Source organism: Sphingobium terrigena (assembly GCF_003591655.1).
Lineage (GTDB): Bacteria > Pseudomonadota > Alphaproteobacteria > Sphingomonadales > Sphingomonadaceae > Sphingobium > Sphingobium terrigena.
Genome location: NZ_QVRA01000002.1, coordinates 259,760 through 274,567, shown reverse-complemented (window position 1 = coordinate 274,567; position 14,808 = coordinate 259,760). Strand labels below are relative to the sequence as shown.

Below are 14,808 nucleotides of genomic sequence, written 5' to 3'. Positions count from 1 at the left end.
ATGGCCGGTCTCTACGACGAATTGCTGCTGCTGCTCCACGGTGTCTGGAGCCGACGCTGGGTCGCGCTGGGCGTGGCCTGGGGCGTATGCATGTTGGGCTGGCTGGGCGTGGCGCTCATCCCCAACAGCTATCAGTCCAAGGCGCGGGTCTATGTGAATACCCAGTCGCTGCTGGAGGACAAGGTGGGCATCACCCAGGTCCAGTCGCAGCAGGATCTTGACCGGGTGCGCAGCACACTGGCCAGCACAGAAAATCTGGAAAAGGTCGTGCGCAACACCGACCTGTCGCAGACCGTGTCCGGCCCGCGCGACATCGCCGCCAAGATCACGACGCTGCGTGAAAATATCACGGTGATGGCACAGGCTGATCCCAGCATGATCGACATCACGGCGGCGTCCGCCGACAGCAGTCTGTCGGACGGCGCGAACGCGCGGATTTCGCAGCAGATCGTGCAGAAGCTGATCGACATTTTCCAGGAGGAAAATCTCTCCGGCGACCGCAACGAAACCAAGCAGAGCCTCGCCTTCCTCGACCAGCAGATCGCCGCGCGGGGCAAGCAGCTGGAAGCCGCCGACCAGCGCCGCGTTGAATTTGCGCAGCGCTATGTCGGGCTGTTGCCCGGTGCCGGTTCGATCAGCCAGCGGATGGATGCCGCGCGGCAGGAAATCAACACGATCGATTCGCAACTGGTTCAGGCGCAGAGCGCCTTGAGCGCGATGAACGGTCAGCTGGCGGGTACACCGCAGAGCCTGCCCGGCGTTGGCCCGGCGGGTGGGCCTTCGGCGCTGTCGCAGGCGCAGTCCAACCTGGCCGGGATGCGCGCGCGCGGCTGGACCGCCAATCACCCTGACGTGATCGCCGCCCAGCGTGAAGTCGATGCCCTGCGCAAGGCCGGCGGCGGCGCGAATGCGGGTGGCGGCAGCACGCCCAACCCCGCTTATCTGTCGATCCGTTCGATGCAGGCCGAACGCGCCGCCACCGTGCAGGCGCTCGGCACGCGCAAGGCGCAGTTGCAGGCCGATCTCAACACGATGATGGCCAAGCAGGTCAATGAACCCGGCGTCGCGTCGGAGCAGGAAAAGCTCGACCGCGATTATGAGGTTCTGAAAACCCAATATGACAAGCTGCTCGCCGACCGCGAGGAAATCCGTCTGCGTGGCGAGGTCAAGACCGAGACAGGCTCCGTCCAGTTCCGCGTTATCAACCCGCCCAGCGTGCCGACTGCGCCTGCCGCGCCCAATCGGCCGCTGCTGTTGCTCGGCGTGCTGATCCTGGGGATTGGCGCAGGGGTCGGTGTCGCCTTTGCGATGGGTCAGCTCAAGGGGACATTCCCCACCGCCGCGCGGCTGGAACGGGCGATCGGCCTACCGGTCGCAGGCTCCATCAGCCAGACGATCAGCGCTGCGCAGGTCGCCATCGATAAGCAGCGGATGAAGTGGTTTGCGGGTGCCAGCGGCGGTCTGGCCGCGGTTTGCCTCCTGCTGATCGTCGTCGAATTCGTCCAGCGCGGTATGGCGTGAAGGAGCCAGCAACCATGAACCAGCACAGTTCCATCAAGGGCGGATCGCTGATCGAGCGGGCGACGGAAATTTACGATTTCTCCGCCGCCCTGCGCGGTCGCGCGGCCCCGGCGGTCGATGTCCCCGCTGACCTGCCACCCGCGCCGGTTGCGGCTGACCCTGTGTCAGTTTCACCGTCGGCTTTTCGCGCTTTGCCCTGGACCGGCCCGGTTCAGCCGATCGACCGCATCAAGCTGGAGGAGGCGGGTTTCCTGCGCCCCGACGGTGCTGTCACGGCGATGAGCGAGGAGTTCCGGTTGCTCAAGCGCGACCTGCTCGCCCAGCTGCAGGGGCAGGAACGTGGCAACCGCATCCTCATCTGCTCGGCCCATAGCGGCGAGGGCAAGACTTTCTGCGCCATCAATCTGGCGCTCAGTCTGGCGGCGGAAAAGGATCGTGAAATCCTGCTGGTGGACGCGGATTTCGGCAAGCCCGGCATTCCCGAAACTTTGGGGCTGACGGGTGGTCCCGGCCTGATGGACGCGCTCGCCGATCCGACGATCGCGATCGAGGATTGTGTGATCCGCACTGACATCCCGTCGCTTTCGGTCCTGCCTGCCGGGCAGCGCAGTAATGCGGACACCGAATATCTCTCGTCCGCGCGCACCGAACACTTGCTGGCGCGGCTGACCGAGGGGCGGCCAGAACGCATCATCATCTTCGATTCGCCGCCCTTGCTGGCGGCATCGCCCGCCGCCGTGCTGGCCAGCCATGTCGCGATCGCGCTGCTGGTCGTGCGCGCCGACAGCACATCGGAAAGCGCGCTGCGCGACGCCGCCGGAATGCTCAAGGGCGGCGCACAGGTTCAGCTTCTGCTCAATGCTGTCCGCTTCAATGGCGGCGGCCGCCGTTTCGGCAGCTATTATGCCAAGGGGAATAGTTCGTCATGACCGTCCGTCAGTGGATCAGCGGCGCTTCGCTCGCCGCGCTGGCCGCAGCGAGTGCGCCCGCATTCGCCCAGACGACCCGCGCTGAACGGCGCGTCGATGTCACGCCCTATATCGGCGTGGATCAGGTGGTCATGGGTCCGCTCAAGGGCGGTGGCGATGTGCTGACCTACAGCAATGTGACCGCCGGCTTGACGGCAGAGGTCCAGAACCGCCGGGTCGAGGCGGTGATCGACCTGCAATATAATCACAGCTTCAGCTGGAGCAAACAGGCACCCGATCAGGACGTGCTGAGCGGCATCGCCAGCGCGAATGTCAACCTGGCTCGCGGTCTTTCTCTCCACACTGGCGGCATGGCGTCGCGGGTGCGGACCGACGGCCTGTCGGGTGCATCGACGCTCAATGACAGCTACACCAGCCAGGTTTATGCCGGCTATATCGGTCCGGCCTACACGACGCAGATCGGCGACATCACTGTCAACGGTTCCTATCGGCTCGGCTATGCGCGGGTGGAGGATGATACCGATTCCAACCTCGCCAGCGGCTCCTTCGCCGACAGCTGGACCCACAGCCTGACCGGATCGGTCGGCTTTGCCCCCGGCACGCTGCTGCCCGTAGGTCTGACCGCCAGCGCGGGGTATGACCGCGAGGATGCAAGCCAGCTCGACCAAAGGTTCGAGGACAAATGGGGCCGGGTCGACGCCACGCTGCCGGTATCGCGCACCGTCGCCCTGATCGGCGGCATCGGCTATGAGCAGATCGAGATCAGCCAGCGCTCGCCGCTGCTGGATACGGCTGGCGTGCCGGTCATCCGCAATGGCCGCTATGTTACCGACAAAAGCTCGCTGCGTGCGCTCGTCTATGAATTTGACGACATCATCTGGGACGCTGGCGTGTTGTGGCGGCCCAGCCGCCGCACCTCGCTCCAGGCGCAGGTCGGCCAGCGCTATGGCGGGATGACCTATCAGGGCAGTTTCACCTGGCAGGGCAGCAACAGCAGCTTCGCGGTCATCATATTCGACGGCATCGACAGCTTCGGTCGCCTGATCACCGCCAACGCCGCTGCGCTATCAGGCAGCAGCTATGACGTGGCGCGCAATCCCTTCACCGGCGACATTACCGGCTGCGCCTTCTCCACCACCGGCGGGGGGCAGTGCTTCAATGATGCGCTCGCGGGCATCACCGATGCCAATTTCCGCTATCGCGGCGTATCGACCCAATATTCGCTGCGGCGTGGCCCATGGGGCTGGGGCGTCGGCACGGGCTATTCGCAGCGCAAGTTCATCACGCCGCAGGGTCAGACCGTGCTGGTGCGCGGGTCGAAGGACCAGAACTGGTATGGTAACGGGTCGATGACCTATATGTTCAACGATCGCGACAGCATCGATACGGTCGCCTACATCAATTATTTCGACGCCAGCGGCGGTCGCCCCGACGTCCTGAATTATGGCGCGTTCACCAGCTATTACAAAGGCCTGACCCGTCGCCTGTCGGCATCGGCATCGGTCGGTGTGGATGGCGTGCAGGCTGATGACATCGACACGGTGATCAGCGCGATGGGCCAGGTCGGCCTGCGCTACAGTTTCTAACGGGTCGGTTGGAGAATCTAGATGTACGATCAATATTATGGATTGCAGGGCCGCCCGTTCCAGCTGACGCCGGACCCGCATTATTATTTTGAAAGCGCGACCCATCGCAAGGCCTTGTCTTATCTCGGCTATGGTCTGGCGCAGGGTGAAGGTTTCATCGTCATCACCGGCGACATTGGCGCGGGCAAAACCACTTTGGTCGGCCATCTGATGCAGACGATCGACCCGGCGCGGCTGACCGCAGTCAAGATCGTATCGACCCAGGTAGAGGGCGACGACATGCTGCGCCTTGCTGCGCAGAGCTTTGGTCTGGCGACCGACGGTCTGCCCAAGGCCGCGACGCTGCAAAAGGTCGAAGCCTTCCTCCACACCCAGGCGCGCGCCGGACGGCGCACCCTGCTGATCGTGGACGAGGCGCAGAACCTGCCCGTTTCCGCGATCGAGGAATTGCGGATGCTGTCCAACTTTCAGTTGGGCGGGCAATCGCTGCTCCAGATTTTCCTGCTGGGCCAGCCGGAATTTCGCGACCTGCTCAAATCGCCGCAGCTGGAGCAACTACGCCAGCGCGTCATCGCCACCCATCATCTCGAACCGATGATGGGCAAGGAAGTCGAGCCTTATATCATCCACCGCCTGACCGTGGCGGGCTGGGTCGGCAACCCGACCTTCACGCCGGCTGCCTTCACTGCGCTCTATGCCGCAACCGGCGGCGTTCCCCGCCGCCTGAATGCGCTGGTCAGCCGTGTGCTGCTGATGGGCGCGATCGACCAGCTGCGCGAAATTGACGCGGATGTCGTCCAGGCCGTCGTCGCCGACATGGGGTTGGACGTTGACGTCGTCCCAGAACCAGTTGCGCCGTCACTGCTCGACACGGTCGGTGAAGGTGACGAAGCAATTGTGGCAGGAACCGAGGTGGAGGCTGTCGCCGAGCAGGAAGATGCGGATGAGGCTGCACCTGCGCCATTCGCTGCTCCTTTCGCAGCATCGGTGATCGAGGCGCTGCCGACGGCTGAGCTTTCGCCGGACATCGAAACGAACGAACCCTTCTATGCGGCGTTCGATGCAGTCGAGGAACCGGCAGAGACAGGGGCCGATCAGGAGGGTGACGAAGAGCCAGCGCTGGAAGAACCGGTGGCCGTAGAACAGCCACAACCGGAACCGGCACCGCAACCCGTCGCCACAATCGATGCGGCCCAGGTCGAAGCGCTGCGCCACGACATGCTGGCCGAGATTGAAGGGTTGCGCGCGGAAATCTCCTCGCTGCGGGCGGTGCAGGCCCATGTGCCGTTTGTCCCGGCGCAGGCGGTCGATCCCGAAGTGCTGAAAGGTTGCTTCACCCTGATCGAGGAGCGGTTGCAGTCGCTGGAATTCCGCGCGGAGGAACAGGACACGGCGCTGCGCCGGGTGCTGACGCTGCTGGTCGACTGGGTCGAGCGGGAAGAACGAATGGCCGCGCCGCGCGACAGCGCAGCCGCCTGACACAGGACTTGCCCCCGGCGGGCGGCCCGATCAAGGTGCGCAACATGATACAGAACGCCCTGTCCGTCGATGTCGAGGACTGGTTTCAGGTCGGCGCATTTGAGCGCACGATCCGGCGCGCCGACTGGGACGGGCTGACCCACCGCGTCGAGGGCAATACCGACGCGGTGCTCGACCTGTTCGCGCAAGCGGGCGTCACCGGCACCTTCTTCACGCTGGGCTGGGTGGCGGAACGCTATCCCGCGCTGATGCGCCGTATTGCGGACGCCGGGCATGAGGTCGCCAGCCATGGCTATGACCATGCCCGCGTGTTCACCTTCACGCCGGAGCAGTTTCGTGCCGACCTGCGCAAATCACGCGCGATCCTGGAGGATGCCAGTGGACAGGCGGTCACCGGCTATCGCGCACCCAGCTTCTCCATCGACCCGCGCACCCCATGGGCGCATCCGATATTGGCGGAGGAGGGCTATCGCTATTCCTCCAGCGTCGCGCCGATCCGGCACGATCATTATGGCTGGCCCGATTCGCCGCGTTTTGCCTGGAAACCGGTGCCGGGGTCCGATCTGGTCGAACTGCCCGTCACGACCGCAAAGCTGGGCAAGCGCACGCTGGCGGCCGGGGGCGGGGGCTTTTTCCGCTTGTTGCCCTATCAATTTTCGCGCTGGGCGATCCGGCAGGTCAATGTGCAGGCGGGGCGGCCCGCGATCATCTATTTCCATCCATGGGAAATCGACCCCGACCAGCCGCGCCGCACCGATGCACCGCTGCGGTCGCGGGTGCGGCACTACACCAACCTGTCGGTCATGGCGGCCAAGCTGCGTCGCCTGACCAGCGATTTTGCCTGGACGCGGGTGGATGCGCTGGCCGACGCGCAAGCGGCACTCGCGCCATGATGCTGGGCAACGGCGCAGGCATGGCCGTCACCATGATGGACCTGACCGACCCGGCGCAGGCGCGCGCGGTCGATGCCTTCGTACTGGGTCATGCCGATGGATCGCCCTTCCACCGTCCGGCATGGCAGTTGGCGGTCGAACAGGCGACCGGTAATTGCGCGCTGTTGCTGGCGGCGGTTGGGCCGTCGGGGCGGATCAGCGGCATCCTGCCCCTGCACCATGTGCGCAGCTACCTGTTCGGTGAGGCTCTGGTGTCCACCGCCTTCGCAGTCGATGGCGGCATATTGGCGGATGACCAGCGCGCCGTTGCCGTGCTGGCGACGGCGGCCCAAACACTGGCGACGGAGCGCGGCGGCCTGTCGCTGGAATTGCGGGGTGGTCCGACACCGGGCGACAATTGGCAGCGGCTGGACGGCGCGCATGTCGGTTTCGTCCGTCCTCTGGCCGCCGATGACGAAGCGGAACTGCTAGCCGTCCCGCGTAAGCATCGCGCGGAACTGCGCAAGGCGCTCGCCAATCCGGCGCTGAGCGTGGAGATCGGTCGTGAGGCGCGCCATTTGCGCGACCATTTCCATATTTATGCGACCAGCGTCCGCAACCTTGGCACCCCCGTTTTCCCGCCCCGACTGTTCCGCGCGGTGCTGGACCATTTCGGGACGGATGCCGACATATTGATCATTCGCGAGGGTGAGCGGCCGGTCTCCGCTGTGCTGACACTCTATCATCAGGGCCGGGTCATGCCCTATTGGGGCGGCGGCCTGGCGGACGCACGACGACTGCGGTCCAATGAACTGATGTATTATCGCCTGATGGCCCATGGCCGTGCGCGCGGCATGACCCATTTCGACTTTGGCCGGTCGAAGGTCGGCAGCGGCCAGGCGGCGTGGAAAAAAAGCTTTGGCTTCGATCCTAAACCACTGTTCTATCATGGCTGGTCGGCGGACGGCGTGCGGCGCGATGTCGATCCCGGCAGCGCCCGCTATCAGCGCCGCATCGCGCTCTGGAAAAAATTGCCGCTGCCGATCGCCAACGTCTTAGGCCCGCTAATTTCGCGCGGTCTTGGTTGAAACGGATACGAAATGTTCAGTCCCCACATATAGACCGGGCGGCAGGGTGGTAACAGGAATGACGTCCATGAATATGATTAGCGGACTGGCCGTCATCGTCGAGGAGGCGCGGCTGACCGACGCCGCCTGTGTCGCCGAACTCGACGCCTGGGTCTGCGCGCATCCCGATTCGACGCCCTTTCATCGTCCCGCCTGGATCATGGGCGTGGAGGCAGGGACGGGCCAGAAAGCCAAGATGCTGGTCGCACGGATGGCGGGCGGCGACATTATCGGCCTGCTGCCGCTCACCTATATCCGCTCCGCTTTGTTCGGTCGGGCGCTGGTGGGTAGTGGTTTTGCCGTCGATGGTGGCCTGCTGACCACCCATCGGAAGGCTGGACCGGCGTTGGCGGATGCTGCCTGGACAATGGCGGAGAAGCTGGGCTGTTCCACGCTGGAGCTGCGCGGCGGGGAAGCCCCCGGTGGCCCAGTGTGGCAGGAGAAGGCCGACGCCTATCTGGGCTTCTCCCGACCGCTGGCTGCCGATGACGAGGCGGAACTCAAGGCCGTGCCCAAGCGCCACCGCGCAGAAATCCGCAAAGGGCTGGGCAACGATCTGACCTTCGAATGTGGCCGCGACAAACGGCTGCGCGACATTCATTATCGCCTCTATGCCCATAGCGTTCATAATCTGGGCACGCCGGTATTCCCTCGCGCGCTGTTCGACGCCATGCTTGATCGGCTGGGCGAGGACGCGGACATTGCTGTGGTGTCGAAGGACGGCAAGCCGCTGTCGGCGGTCATCAGCCTCTATCATCGCGGTGCCTGTATGCCATACTGGCACGGCGCGGCGGAGGGGGCGCGGGCGATGCGGTCCAACGAAGTCCTTTACTTCCTGCTGATGCGCCAGTCGCGCGAGCGTGGCCTGACGACCTTCGACTTTGGCCGGTCGAAGGTCGGCACCGGTCCTGCTGCGTGGAAAAAGAGCTGGGGCTTTGAAGGCGAACCGCTCGGCTATTATCTGCGCACCGCGCCGGGCAAGGAGACGCGCGACGTCAATCCGCTTTCGCCGCAATATCGGCGCAAGGTGGCGCTTTGGAAGAAGCTGCCCGAATCGATCGCGACCTGGATCGGCCCGCATATTGCGCGGGGGCTGGGATGACCGGCGACATCCTGTTCCTGTGTCATCGCATCCCGTTCCCGCCCGATCGCGGCGACAAGATCCGCTCCTATCATTTGCTGAAGCGCCTCGCAGCGATTGCGCCGGTCCATGTCGGCTGCTTTGGCGATGATGATCGCGACATGGGCTATGCAGGTGAACTGGCGCAGGTCGCCGCCAGCCAGTGTCTGCTCCGGCGCGACCGGTCGAAGGTCGTTGCCGGGCTGACCGGCCTCGCCAAACGCCAGTCGCTGCTGGTGTCGCTGTTCGATCATCCCGGCCTGCATCAATGGGTGGCCCAGACATTGGCGCAGCGCCCCGTGCGGGCGGTCGTCGCCTATTCGGCGCAGATGGCGCATTTCGTGCCGACGCTGGCCTCCAATGTCCGTTTCCTGATGGATTTCGTCGATTTCGATTCGGCCAAATATGCTGCTTATGGCGCGGAAGGCTCCGGCCCGATGGCCTGGATCAACCGGCGCGAGGGACGGGTGTTGCTCGATTTCGAGCGCGCCATCGCTCAGCGCGCCGATGCCTGCACCTTCGTCAGCGAAGCCGAAGCGGCACTGTTTCGCGCCGCCTGCGGGCTGGGAGCGGACCGTATCGTTGCGCTGGAAAATGGCGTGGCGCTCGATTATTTCAACCCCGCCGCCGCCTTTCCCGCCATTGACCATGGCACCGGCCCGCTGCTCGTTTTTACCGGCCAGATGGATTATCGCCCCAATGTCGAGGCGGTGGAAAGTTTCGCGCGCCAGACCTTGCCCGCCATCCAGACCGTCCACCCGCATGCCCGCTTCGCGATCGTTGGCCGCAATCCGGCCAAGGCGGTCGAGGCGTTGGCCGATCTGCCGGGCGTGATCGTCACTGGCGGCGTCCCAGATGTGCGCGGCTGGCTAGCGGCGGCTGATGTCGTCGTCGCGCCGTTACGAATCGCGCGCGGCATCCAGAACAAGGTACTGGAGGCGATGGCGATGGCCCGGCCCGTCGTCGCCTCTCCGCAGGCCGCCGAAGGGATAGACGCTACAGACGGCGCCGAATTTCTGGTCGCGGCCAACCCGGCGGAAGAGGCCGCCAAAGTCATCGCCCTGCTTGCCGATCCCGCGCGCGCTGCCCGGTTGGGCGTGGCCGCGCGCGAACGGATGGAGGCCCGCTATCGCTGGTCGGCAACGCTGGCCGGACTGCCCGATCTGCTGTTCGGGTGCGACGCGGGGTCGCAGGCGGCATGACCGTGCGCGCGCTGCCGCTTGGCCGGATGCCGCTGGTGGACCTCACCGGATGGCGCGGCCATCTGATCGCGTTGGGCGTGGTGGCCTTTACCATTTTGGCGCTGTTCCATGCCGATGTCTGGTCGATGGTCTCGATCTGGTGGAACGCCTCCACCTTCGGCCATTGCCTGTTCATTCCGCCACTGATCGCCTGGCTGGTGCAGCAACGCCTGCCCGGTCTGCGCCAGCTGGAGCCGGTTGCCTGGACGCCGGGGCTGATCTGGCTGGCGCTGGGTGCGCTGGCCTGGCTGGTCGGCGCAGCGGCGGGCGTGGCGATGGTGCGGCACGGCGCGCTGGTGGTGATGCTACAGGGCGCGACCATCGCGCTGCTGGGACCGGCGGTTGCCCGCGCGCTCATCTTCCCGCTCTTCTACGCCTTCTTCATGGTGCCTTTCGGCGAGGAGATCGTCCCGCCGCTCCAACTGGTGACGGCGCGGCTGGCCATGCTCTTCCTCGACTTGTCGGGGGTGCCAGCCCATATGGAGGGTATCTTCATCACCACGCCGACCGGCTATTTCGAGGTGGCCGAAGCCTGTTCGGGTGCGAAATTCCTGATCGCCATGACCGCTTATGGTGTGCTGGTGTGCAATGTCTGCTTCCGCACCTGGCCGCGCCGCATCCTGTTCATGACCGGCGCGCTGGGTCTGTCGGTGCTGGCCAATGGCGTGCGCGCCTTCGTCACCATCTTGGTCGCACATCTGACCAGCGTGGACGCGGCGGTAGGATTCGACCATGTCGTCTATGGCTGGGCATTCTTCGCGATCATCATGATCATCGTGATGGCCACCGCCTGGCCCTTTTTCGACCGCAAGCCGGGCGATCCCTGGTTCGATCCAGCGCAGTTGCAGGGCGCGGTCCGGCATCGGACATCGACCGGCACGGTAGCGGGGGTCGCCCTCGCGCTGATCGTCGCCGCGCCGCTCTGGCTGGCCGCGACAGCCGCGAATGCGGACCCGCTTCCTGAACGAATCGATCTGCCGGTGGTGAAGGGCTGGACCCGCACCGACGCCGTGCAGGCTTACCCCTGGACACCCCGTTTCGATGGCGCCGACCATCGCGTCACCGGCCATTATCGCAACGGCGCGGGGCAGATCGTCGATCTCACCATCGTCGCTTACGCCCGGCAGGATGAAGGCCGCGAACTGGTCGGCTTTGGTCAGGGCGCGGCGGACCCCGACGGCCCATGGGTCTGGTCCTCACCCGCTCGCGCGCCAGCCAATGCGCGCGGTGAGCAGATCACTGCGCCCGGTCCGGTGGTCCGCCATGTCGTGAGTTTCTATATCGTGGGGCAGGGCGCGCCGACCGGCAGCCGACCCACGGTCAAGATCGAAACGATGAAGGCCCGCCTGCTGGGACAGGACCAGCGCGCCGTGGCCATCCTGATTTCGGTGCAGGAAGGCGAAGGCCAGCCTGCCGACGCCGCGATCAGCGCCTTCCTGACAGATTTGGGCGACACGAAACTTCTGGCTGACCGCGCGATGGGCTTGCGCTAGGGCGGTTGGCATGTGCGGCATAGCAGGCATCTTCCATCTCGAAACGGCCAAGCCCGTCGATCCCGCGCGGGTGCGCGCCATGCTGGACGCGATGCCGCATCGCGGCCCGGACGGCAGCGGCATCTGGACCGCGCCCGGCGTAGGGCTAGGCCATCTTCGCCTGTCGATCATCGACCTGGAGGCCGGCGCCCAGCCGATGCTGACCGAGGATGAAAGCCTGGCGGTCATCTTCAACGGCGAAATATACAATTTCGGCGAAGTGCGCGCCGAGCTGGAGGCCAAGGGCCACATCTTCCGCACCCATAGCGACACCGAAGTCATCCTCCACGGCTATCGCCAATGGGGTGAGGAGTGCGTCCACCGCTTCAATGGCATGTTCGCCTTCGCCCTGTTCGACGCGCGGGCGCAGTCGCTCTGGCTGGTGCGCGACCGGCTGGGGGTCAAGCCGCTCCATTATGCGCTGCTGTCCGACGGCAGCCTGATCTTCGGATCGGAACTGAAAAGCCTGCTGGCGCATCCGCTGCTGCGCCGCGCGCCGGACCTGTCAGCGGTCGAGGATTATATGGCCTATGGCTATGTCCCCGACGACGCTTGCTTGGTCGCGGGCGTGCGGAAACTGGGCGCGGGCGAAACGCTGCGGCTGGTGCGCGGACGCCCCTTGCCGCAGCCGCAACGCTATTGGGACATCAGCTTCGCCGATCGCACCAAGGCAAAACCGCAGGAACTGGAAGAAGAACTGGTCGCATTGATGCGGCAGGCGGTCCGGTCCCGCATGGTCGCTGATGTGCCGCTCGGCGCGTTCCTGTCGGGCGGGGTGGACAGCAGCAGCGTCGTCGCTCTGATGGCCGAAGCCTCTACTCAGGCGGTCAAGACCTGCACCATCGGTTTCGACGTAGCCTCGCTTGATGAAACCGCCTTTGCCGATCGCATCGCCCGCCGCTTTGCGACCGATCACCGCACCCGCATAGTATCGCCCGATGATTATGGCCTGATCGACCGGCTTGCCTTCCATTTCGACGAACCCTTTGCCGACGCTTCCGCCTTGCCGACCTTCCGCGTGTGCGAACTGGCGCGCGAACAGGTGACGGTGGCGTTGTCGGGCGATGGCGCGGACGAAGCCTTTGCAGGCTATCGCCGCCACCGCTTCCAGATGCAGGGGGAGCGGCTGCGCGGCCTCATTCCCGCGTCTGTCCGTCAGCCCTTGTTCGGGACGCTGGGCAAATATTATCCCAAGGCCGACTGGGCGCCGCGCGCGCTCAGGGCCAAATCGACTTTCCTGGAACTGGCGGGGGAGGGCGGTGCCGCCTATGCTGCCTCGGTCGGAGTGACGCCGCACGCGCTGCGCCATCGCCTCTATAGCCAGGACATGAAAAGTCGGCTGGGTGCCTATCGCGCCGAGGATCGCTATATCAAGGCGATGGCCGACGCCCCCGCGCGCGATCCGCTCGACCGCGCCCAATATGCCGATATCCGCATCTGGCTGCCCGGCGATATCCTCACCAAGACCGACCGGATGAGCATGGCCGTCAGCCTGGAAGCGCGCGAGCCTTTGCTTGACCACCGCCTCGTCGAATTTGCCGCGCGCCTGCCCGTCAACCAGCGCATTCGCGGCAATAGCGGCAAATATCTGCTGAAAAAGGCGATGGAACCCTATCTGCCGCAGGACATACTCTACCGCCAGAAAATGGGTTTCGTGACTCCGATCAGCGCCTGGTTTCGTGGCGCGCTGGCAGGCGAGGCAACGGCCATCGCGGGCGGATCATCGCTGGCGCGCACCGGCTGGTTCGACACCAGAGCGCTGGCCAAAATCGCTGCGGACCACAAATCCGGTATGGCCGATCATGGGCGGCTGCTGTGGCAATTACTGATGCTCGACAAGTCGCTGGAGCGGCTGTTCGGGATATGATTTCTCCCCGCTTGCGGGGAGGTGGCGGCCAGAATGGCCGACGGAGGGGGCGGGAGTAAGACGCTCCCCCCTCCACCACTGCTTCGCAGTGGTCCCCCTCCCTGTGCCGGGGAGGAATAGCCCCCTTGCAACCAGCCGCGCCCGGTGCCAACGGGGCGCATGGCGATAATCGGGGCGCATCAGTGACAGTCTCCAAGGAAATGGTCCGGCTGCGGCTCTATGCCCTGTGCCTGGCTGGCGACATGGCGGGGCTGTTCGGCGCGTTTCTGGCGGCCAACTGGTTCGTGCTGGGCGCGCTGTGGGGGGAGCCGGGCAAGCCCCACGGCCTCGTCATGTTCGCGATGATCGCGCCGCTTTATGCGCTGCTGGGCGTGCAGGGTGGGGGCTATGGCATCCACAGTCTGGAAAATGTCCGGCGCGGCATTTTCCGCGCGCTGCTGGCGCTGGCGCAGGCGGCTCTGCTGATGCTGCTGATCGTCTATCTGGGCAAGATCGCCGAACAATTATCGCGTCTGACCTTCATCGTCGGGCTGGCGCTGGGCGCGGTCGCCGTTGCACTTGTGCGGCTCGTCGTCGTGCGGCTGGCTAAGAGGTTGCTGGGCGAAGTGCCGCATCTGACCGCCGTGATCATGGATGGCGTCGCCATCGAAACCGGCCCGCACATGCTGATCATCGAAGCGGATGCCGCTGACCTTCGCCCCGAACGGCATGATGCCGACATGGCGGCGCGCCTCGCCCAGGCGGTCGGCATGGCCGAACGGGTCATCGTCGCCTGTCCGCTCGACCGCATGGACGACTGGTCAGCCGCGCTCAAATCGCTGTCGGCGCGGGGCGAAATCGTCGTCCCCGAACTGCTCCGCTTCGCGCCTGCGCGGGTCGATGAATTTGACGGCCAACCGACCATCATCGTCGCGGGCGGGCCGCTCCAGTTTCGCGATCGGCTGATCAAGCGCCTGTTCGACCTGATCGTCGCCGGTGCTGCCACTATCCTCCTCTCGCCGGTTCTGATCGTCGCTGCGCTGGCGGTGAAACTCACCAGCCCCGGCCCGGTCATCTTCCGCCAGCCCCGCATCGGCAAGGATGGGCGATCCTTCCAGATATACAAATTTCGTTCGATGCGCGCCGACGCCAGCGACCGCAAGGCCGAGAGGCTGACCGCGCGCGACGATGACCGGGTCACCCGCGTCGGGGCGTTCCTGCGCAAGTCCAGCATCGACGAACTGCCCCAGCTTTTCAACGTGTTGAAGGGCGATATGAGCATTGTCGGCCCGCGTCCCCACGCCGCCGCGGCCAAGGCGGGCGACACCCTCTATTGGGAGGTCGACGCGCGTTACTGGGCGCGCCACTGTATCAAGCCCGGCATGACCGGCCTGGCGCAGGTGCGTGGCCATCGCGGATCGACCGACCATCATCAGGATCTGATCGACCGGCTGCAATCGGACCTGGAATATGTCACCGCATGGTCGGTATGGCGTGACCTGCGCATCATCGTTGCGACGCTGGGCGTGCTGTTCCATCACAAGGCCTATTGAGC

The 14,808-nt window shown here is 65.1% G+C and carries 11 protein-coding genes; all 11 read left to right on the top strand.

The genetic code is table 11. The annotated features are described in order from the left end of the window. Positions 1–1,521, top strand: a complete 1,521-nt coding sequence (locus D0Z70_RS03300) for an XrtA system polysaccharide chain length determinant (RefSeq protein WP_119743958.1) — start codon at positions 1–3, stop codon at positions 1,519–1,521. Positions 1,522–1,535: 14 nt separating this feature from the next. Further along, a complete protein-coding gene (locus tag D0Z70_RS03295) occupies positions 1,536–2,450 on the top strand; it encodes an AAA family ATPase (RefSeq protein WP_119743957.1) in 915 nt (304 codons plus the stop codon). Then, positions 2,447–4,036 (top strand): hypothetical protein, encoded by a 1,590-nt coding sequence (locus D0Z70_RS03290; protein WP_119743956.1) that lies wholly within the window; start codon positions 2,447–2,449, stop codon positions 4,034–4,036. The genes D0Z70_RS03295 and D0Z70_RS03290 overlap by 4 nt, the downstream gene beginning before the upstream one ends. Positions 4,037–4,057: 21 nt before the next feature. Further along, complete coding sequence (locus D0Z70_RS03285) at positions 4,058–5,515, top strand: XrtA/PEP-CTERM system-associated ATPase (RefSeq protein ID WP_119743955.1); 1,458 nt, start codon at positions 4,058–4,060, stop codon at positions 5,513–5,515. A gap of 44 nt (positions 5,516–5,559) precedes the next feature. Then, positions 5,560–6,408 (top strand): XrtA system polysaccharide deacetylase, encoded by an 849-nt coding sequence (locus D0Z70_RS03280; protein WP_119743954.1) that lies wholly within the window; start codon positions 5,560–5,562, stop codon positions 6,406–6,408. Continuing rightward, positions 6,405–7,475: a FemAB family XrtA/PEP-CTERM system-associated protein gene (locus D0Z70_RS03275; protein ID WP_119743953.1), complete on the top strand. Its 1,071-nt coding sequence runs from the start codon at positions 6,405–6,407 to the stop codon at positions 7,473–7,475. Before D0Z70_RS03280 ends, D0Z70_RS03275 begins: the two co-directional genes overlap by 4 nt. A 67-nt stretch (positions 7,476–7,542) precedes the next feature. Then, entirely contained in the window at positions 7,543–8,616 is a 1,074-nt protein-coding gene (locus D0Z70_RS03270) for a FemAB family XrtA/PEP-CTERM system-associated protein (RefSeq protein ID WP_119743952.1), read from the top strand. Next, on the top strand, positions 8,613–9,836 hold the full coding sequence (locus tag D0Z70_RS03265; protein WP_119743951.1) for a TIGR03087 family PEP-CTERM/XrtA system glycosyltransferase: 1,224 nt from the start codon (positions 8,613–8,615) through the stop codon (positions 9,834–9,836). The genes D0Z70_RS03270 and D0Z70_RS03265 overlap by 4 nt, the downstream gene beginning before the upstream one ends. Continuing rightward, on the top strand, positions 9,833–11,368 hold the full coding sequence (gene xrtA, locus D0Z70_RS03260; protein WP_119743950.1) for an exosortase A: 1,536 nt from the start codon (positions 9,833–9,835) through the stop codon (positions 11,366–11,368). The genes D0Z70_RS03265 and xrtA overlap by 4 nt, the downstream gene beginning before the upstream one ends. Positions 11,369–11,378: 10 nt before the next feature. Next, a complete protein-coding gene (locus D0Z70_RS03255; protein ID WP_119743949.1) occupies positions 11,379–13,274 on the top strand; it encodes an XrtA/PEP-CTERM system amidotransferase in 1,896 nt (631 codons plus the stop codon). A 200-nt stretch (positions 13,275–13,474) separates the two neighbouring features. Then, positions 13,475–14,806 carry a sugar transferase gene (locus D0Z70_RS03250; RefSeq protein WP_182913833.1) on the top strand — a complete coding sequence of 444 codons (1,332 nt, stop codon included), beginning with the start codon at positions 13,475–13,477 and terminating at the stop codon, positions 14,804–14,806. Positions 14,807–14,808 lie beyond the last annotated feature (2 nt).

What these genes read in the sequence shown, in the direction of transcription:
- D0Z70_RS03300 (WP_119743958.1), top strand. Translation starts at nt 1, where the DNA reads ATGGCCGGTCTCTACGACGAATTGCTGCTGCTGCTCCACGGTGTCTGG.
- D0Z70_RS03295 (WP_119743957.1), top strand. Translation starts at nt 1,536, where the DNA reads ATGAACCAGCACAGTTCCATCAAGGGCGGATCGCTGATCGAGCGGGCG.
- D0Z70_RS03290 (WP_119743956.1), top strand. Translation starts at nt 2,447, where the DNA reads ATGACCGTCCGTCAGTGGATCAGCGGCGCTTCGCTCGCCGCGCTGGCC.
- D0Z70_RS03285 (WP_119743955.1), top strand. Translation starts at nt 4,058, where the DNA reads ATGTACGATCAATATTATGGATTGCAGGGCCGCCCGTTCCAGCTGACG.
- D0Z70_RS03280 (WP_119743954.1), top strand. Translation starts at nt 5,560, where the DNA reads ATGATACAGAACGCCCTGTCCGTCGATGTCGAGGACTGGTTTCAGGTC.
- D0Z70_RS03275 (WP_119743953.1), top strand. Translation starts at nt 6,405, where the DNA reads ATGATGCTGGGCAACGGCGCAGGCATGGCCGTCACCATGATGGACCTG.
- D0Z70_RS03270 (WP_119743952.1), top strand. Translation starts at nt 7,543, where the DNA reads ATGAATATGATTAGCGGACTGGCCGTCATCGTCGAGGAGGCGCGGCTG.
- D0Z70_RS03265 (WP_119743951.1), top strand. Translation starts at nt 8,613, where the DNA reads ATGACCGGCGACATCCTGTTCCTGTGTCATCGCATCCCGTTCCCGCCC.
- xrtA (WP_119743950.1), top strand. Translation starts at nt 9,833, where the DNA reads ATGACCGTGCGCGCGCTGCCGCTTGGCCGGATGCCGCTGGTGGACCTC.
- D0Z70_RS03255 (WP_119743949.1), top strand. Translation starts at nt 11,379, where the DNA reads ATGTGCGGCATAGCAGGCATCTTCCATCTCGAAACGGCCAAGCCCGTC.
- D0Z70_RS03250 (WP_182913833.1), top strand. Translation starts at nt 13,475, where the DNA reads ATGGTCCGGCTGCGGCTCTATGCCCTGTGCCTGGCTGGCGACATGGCG.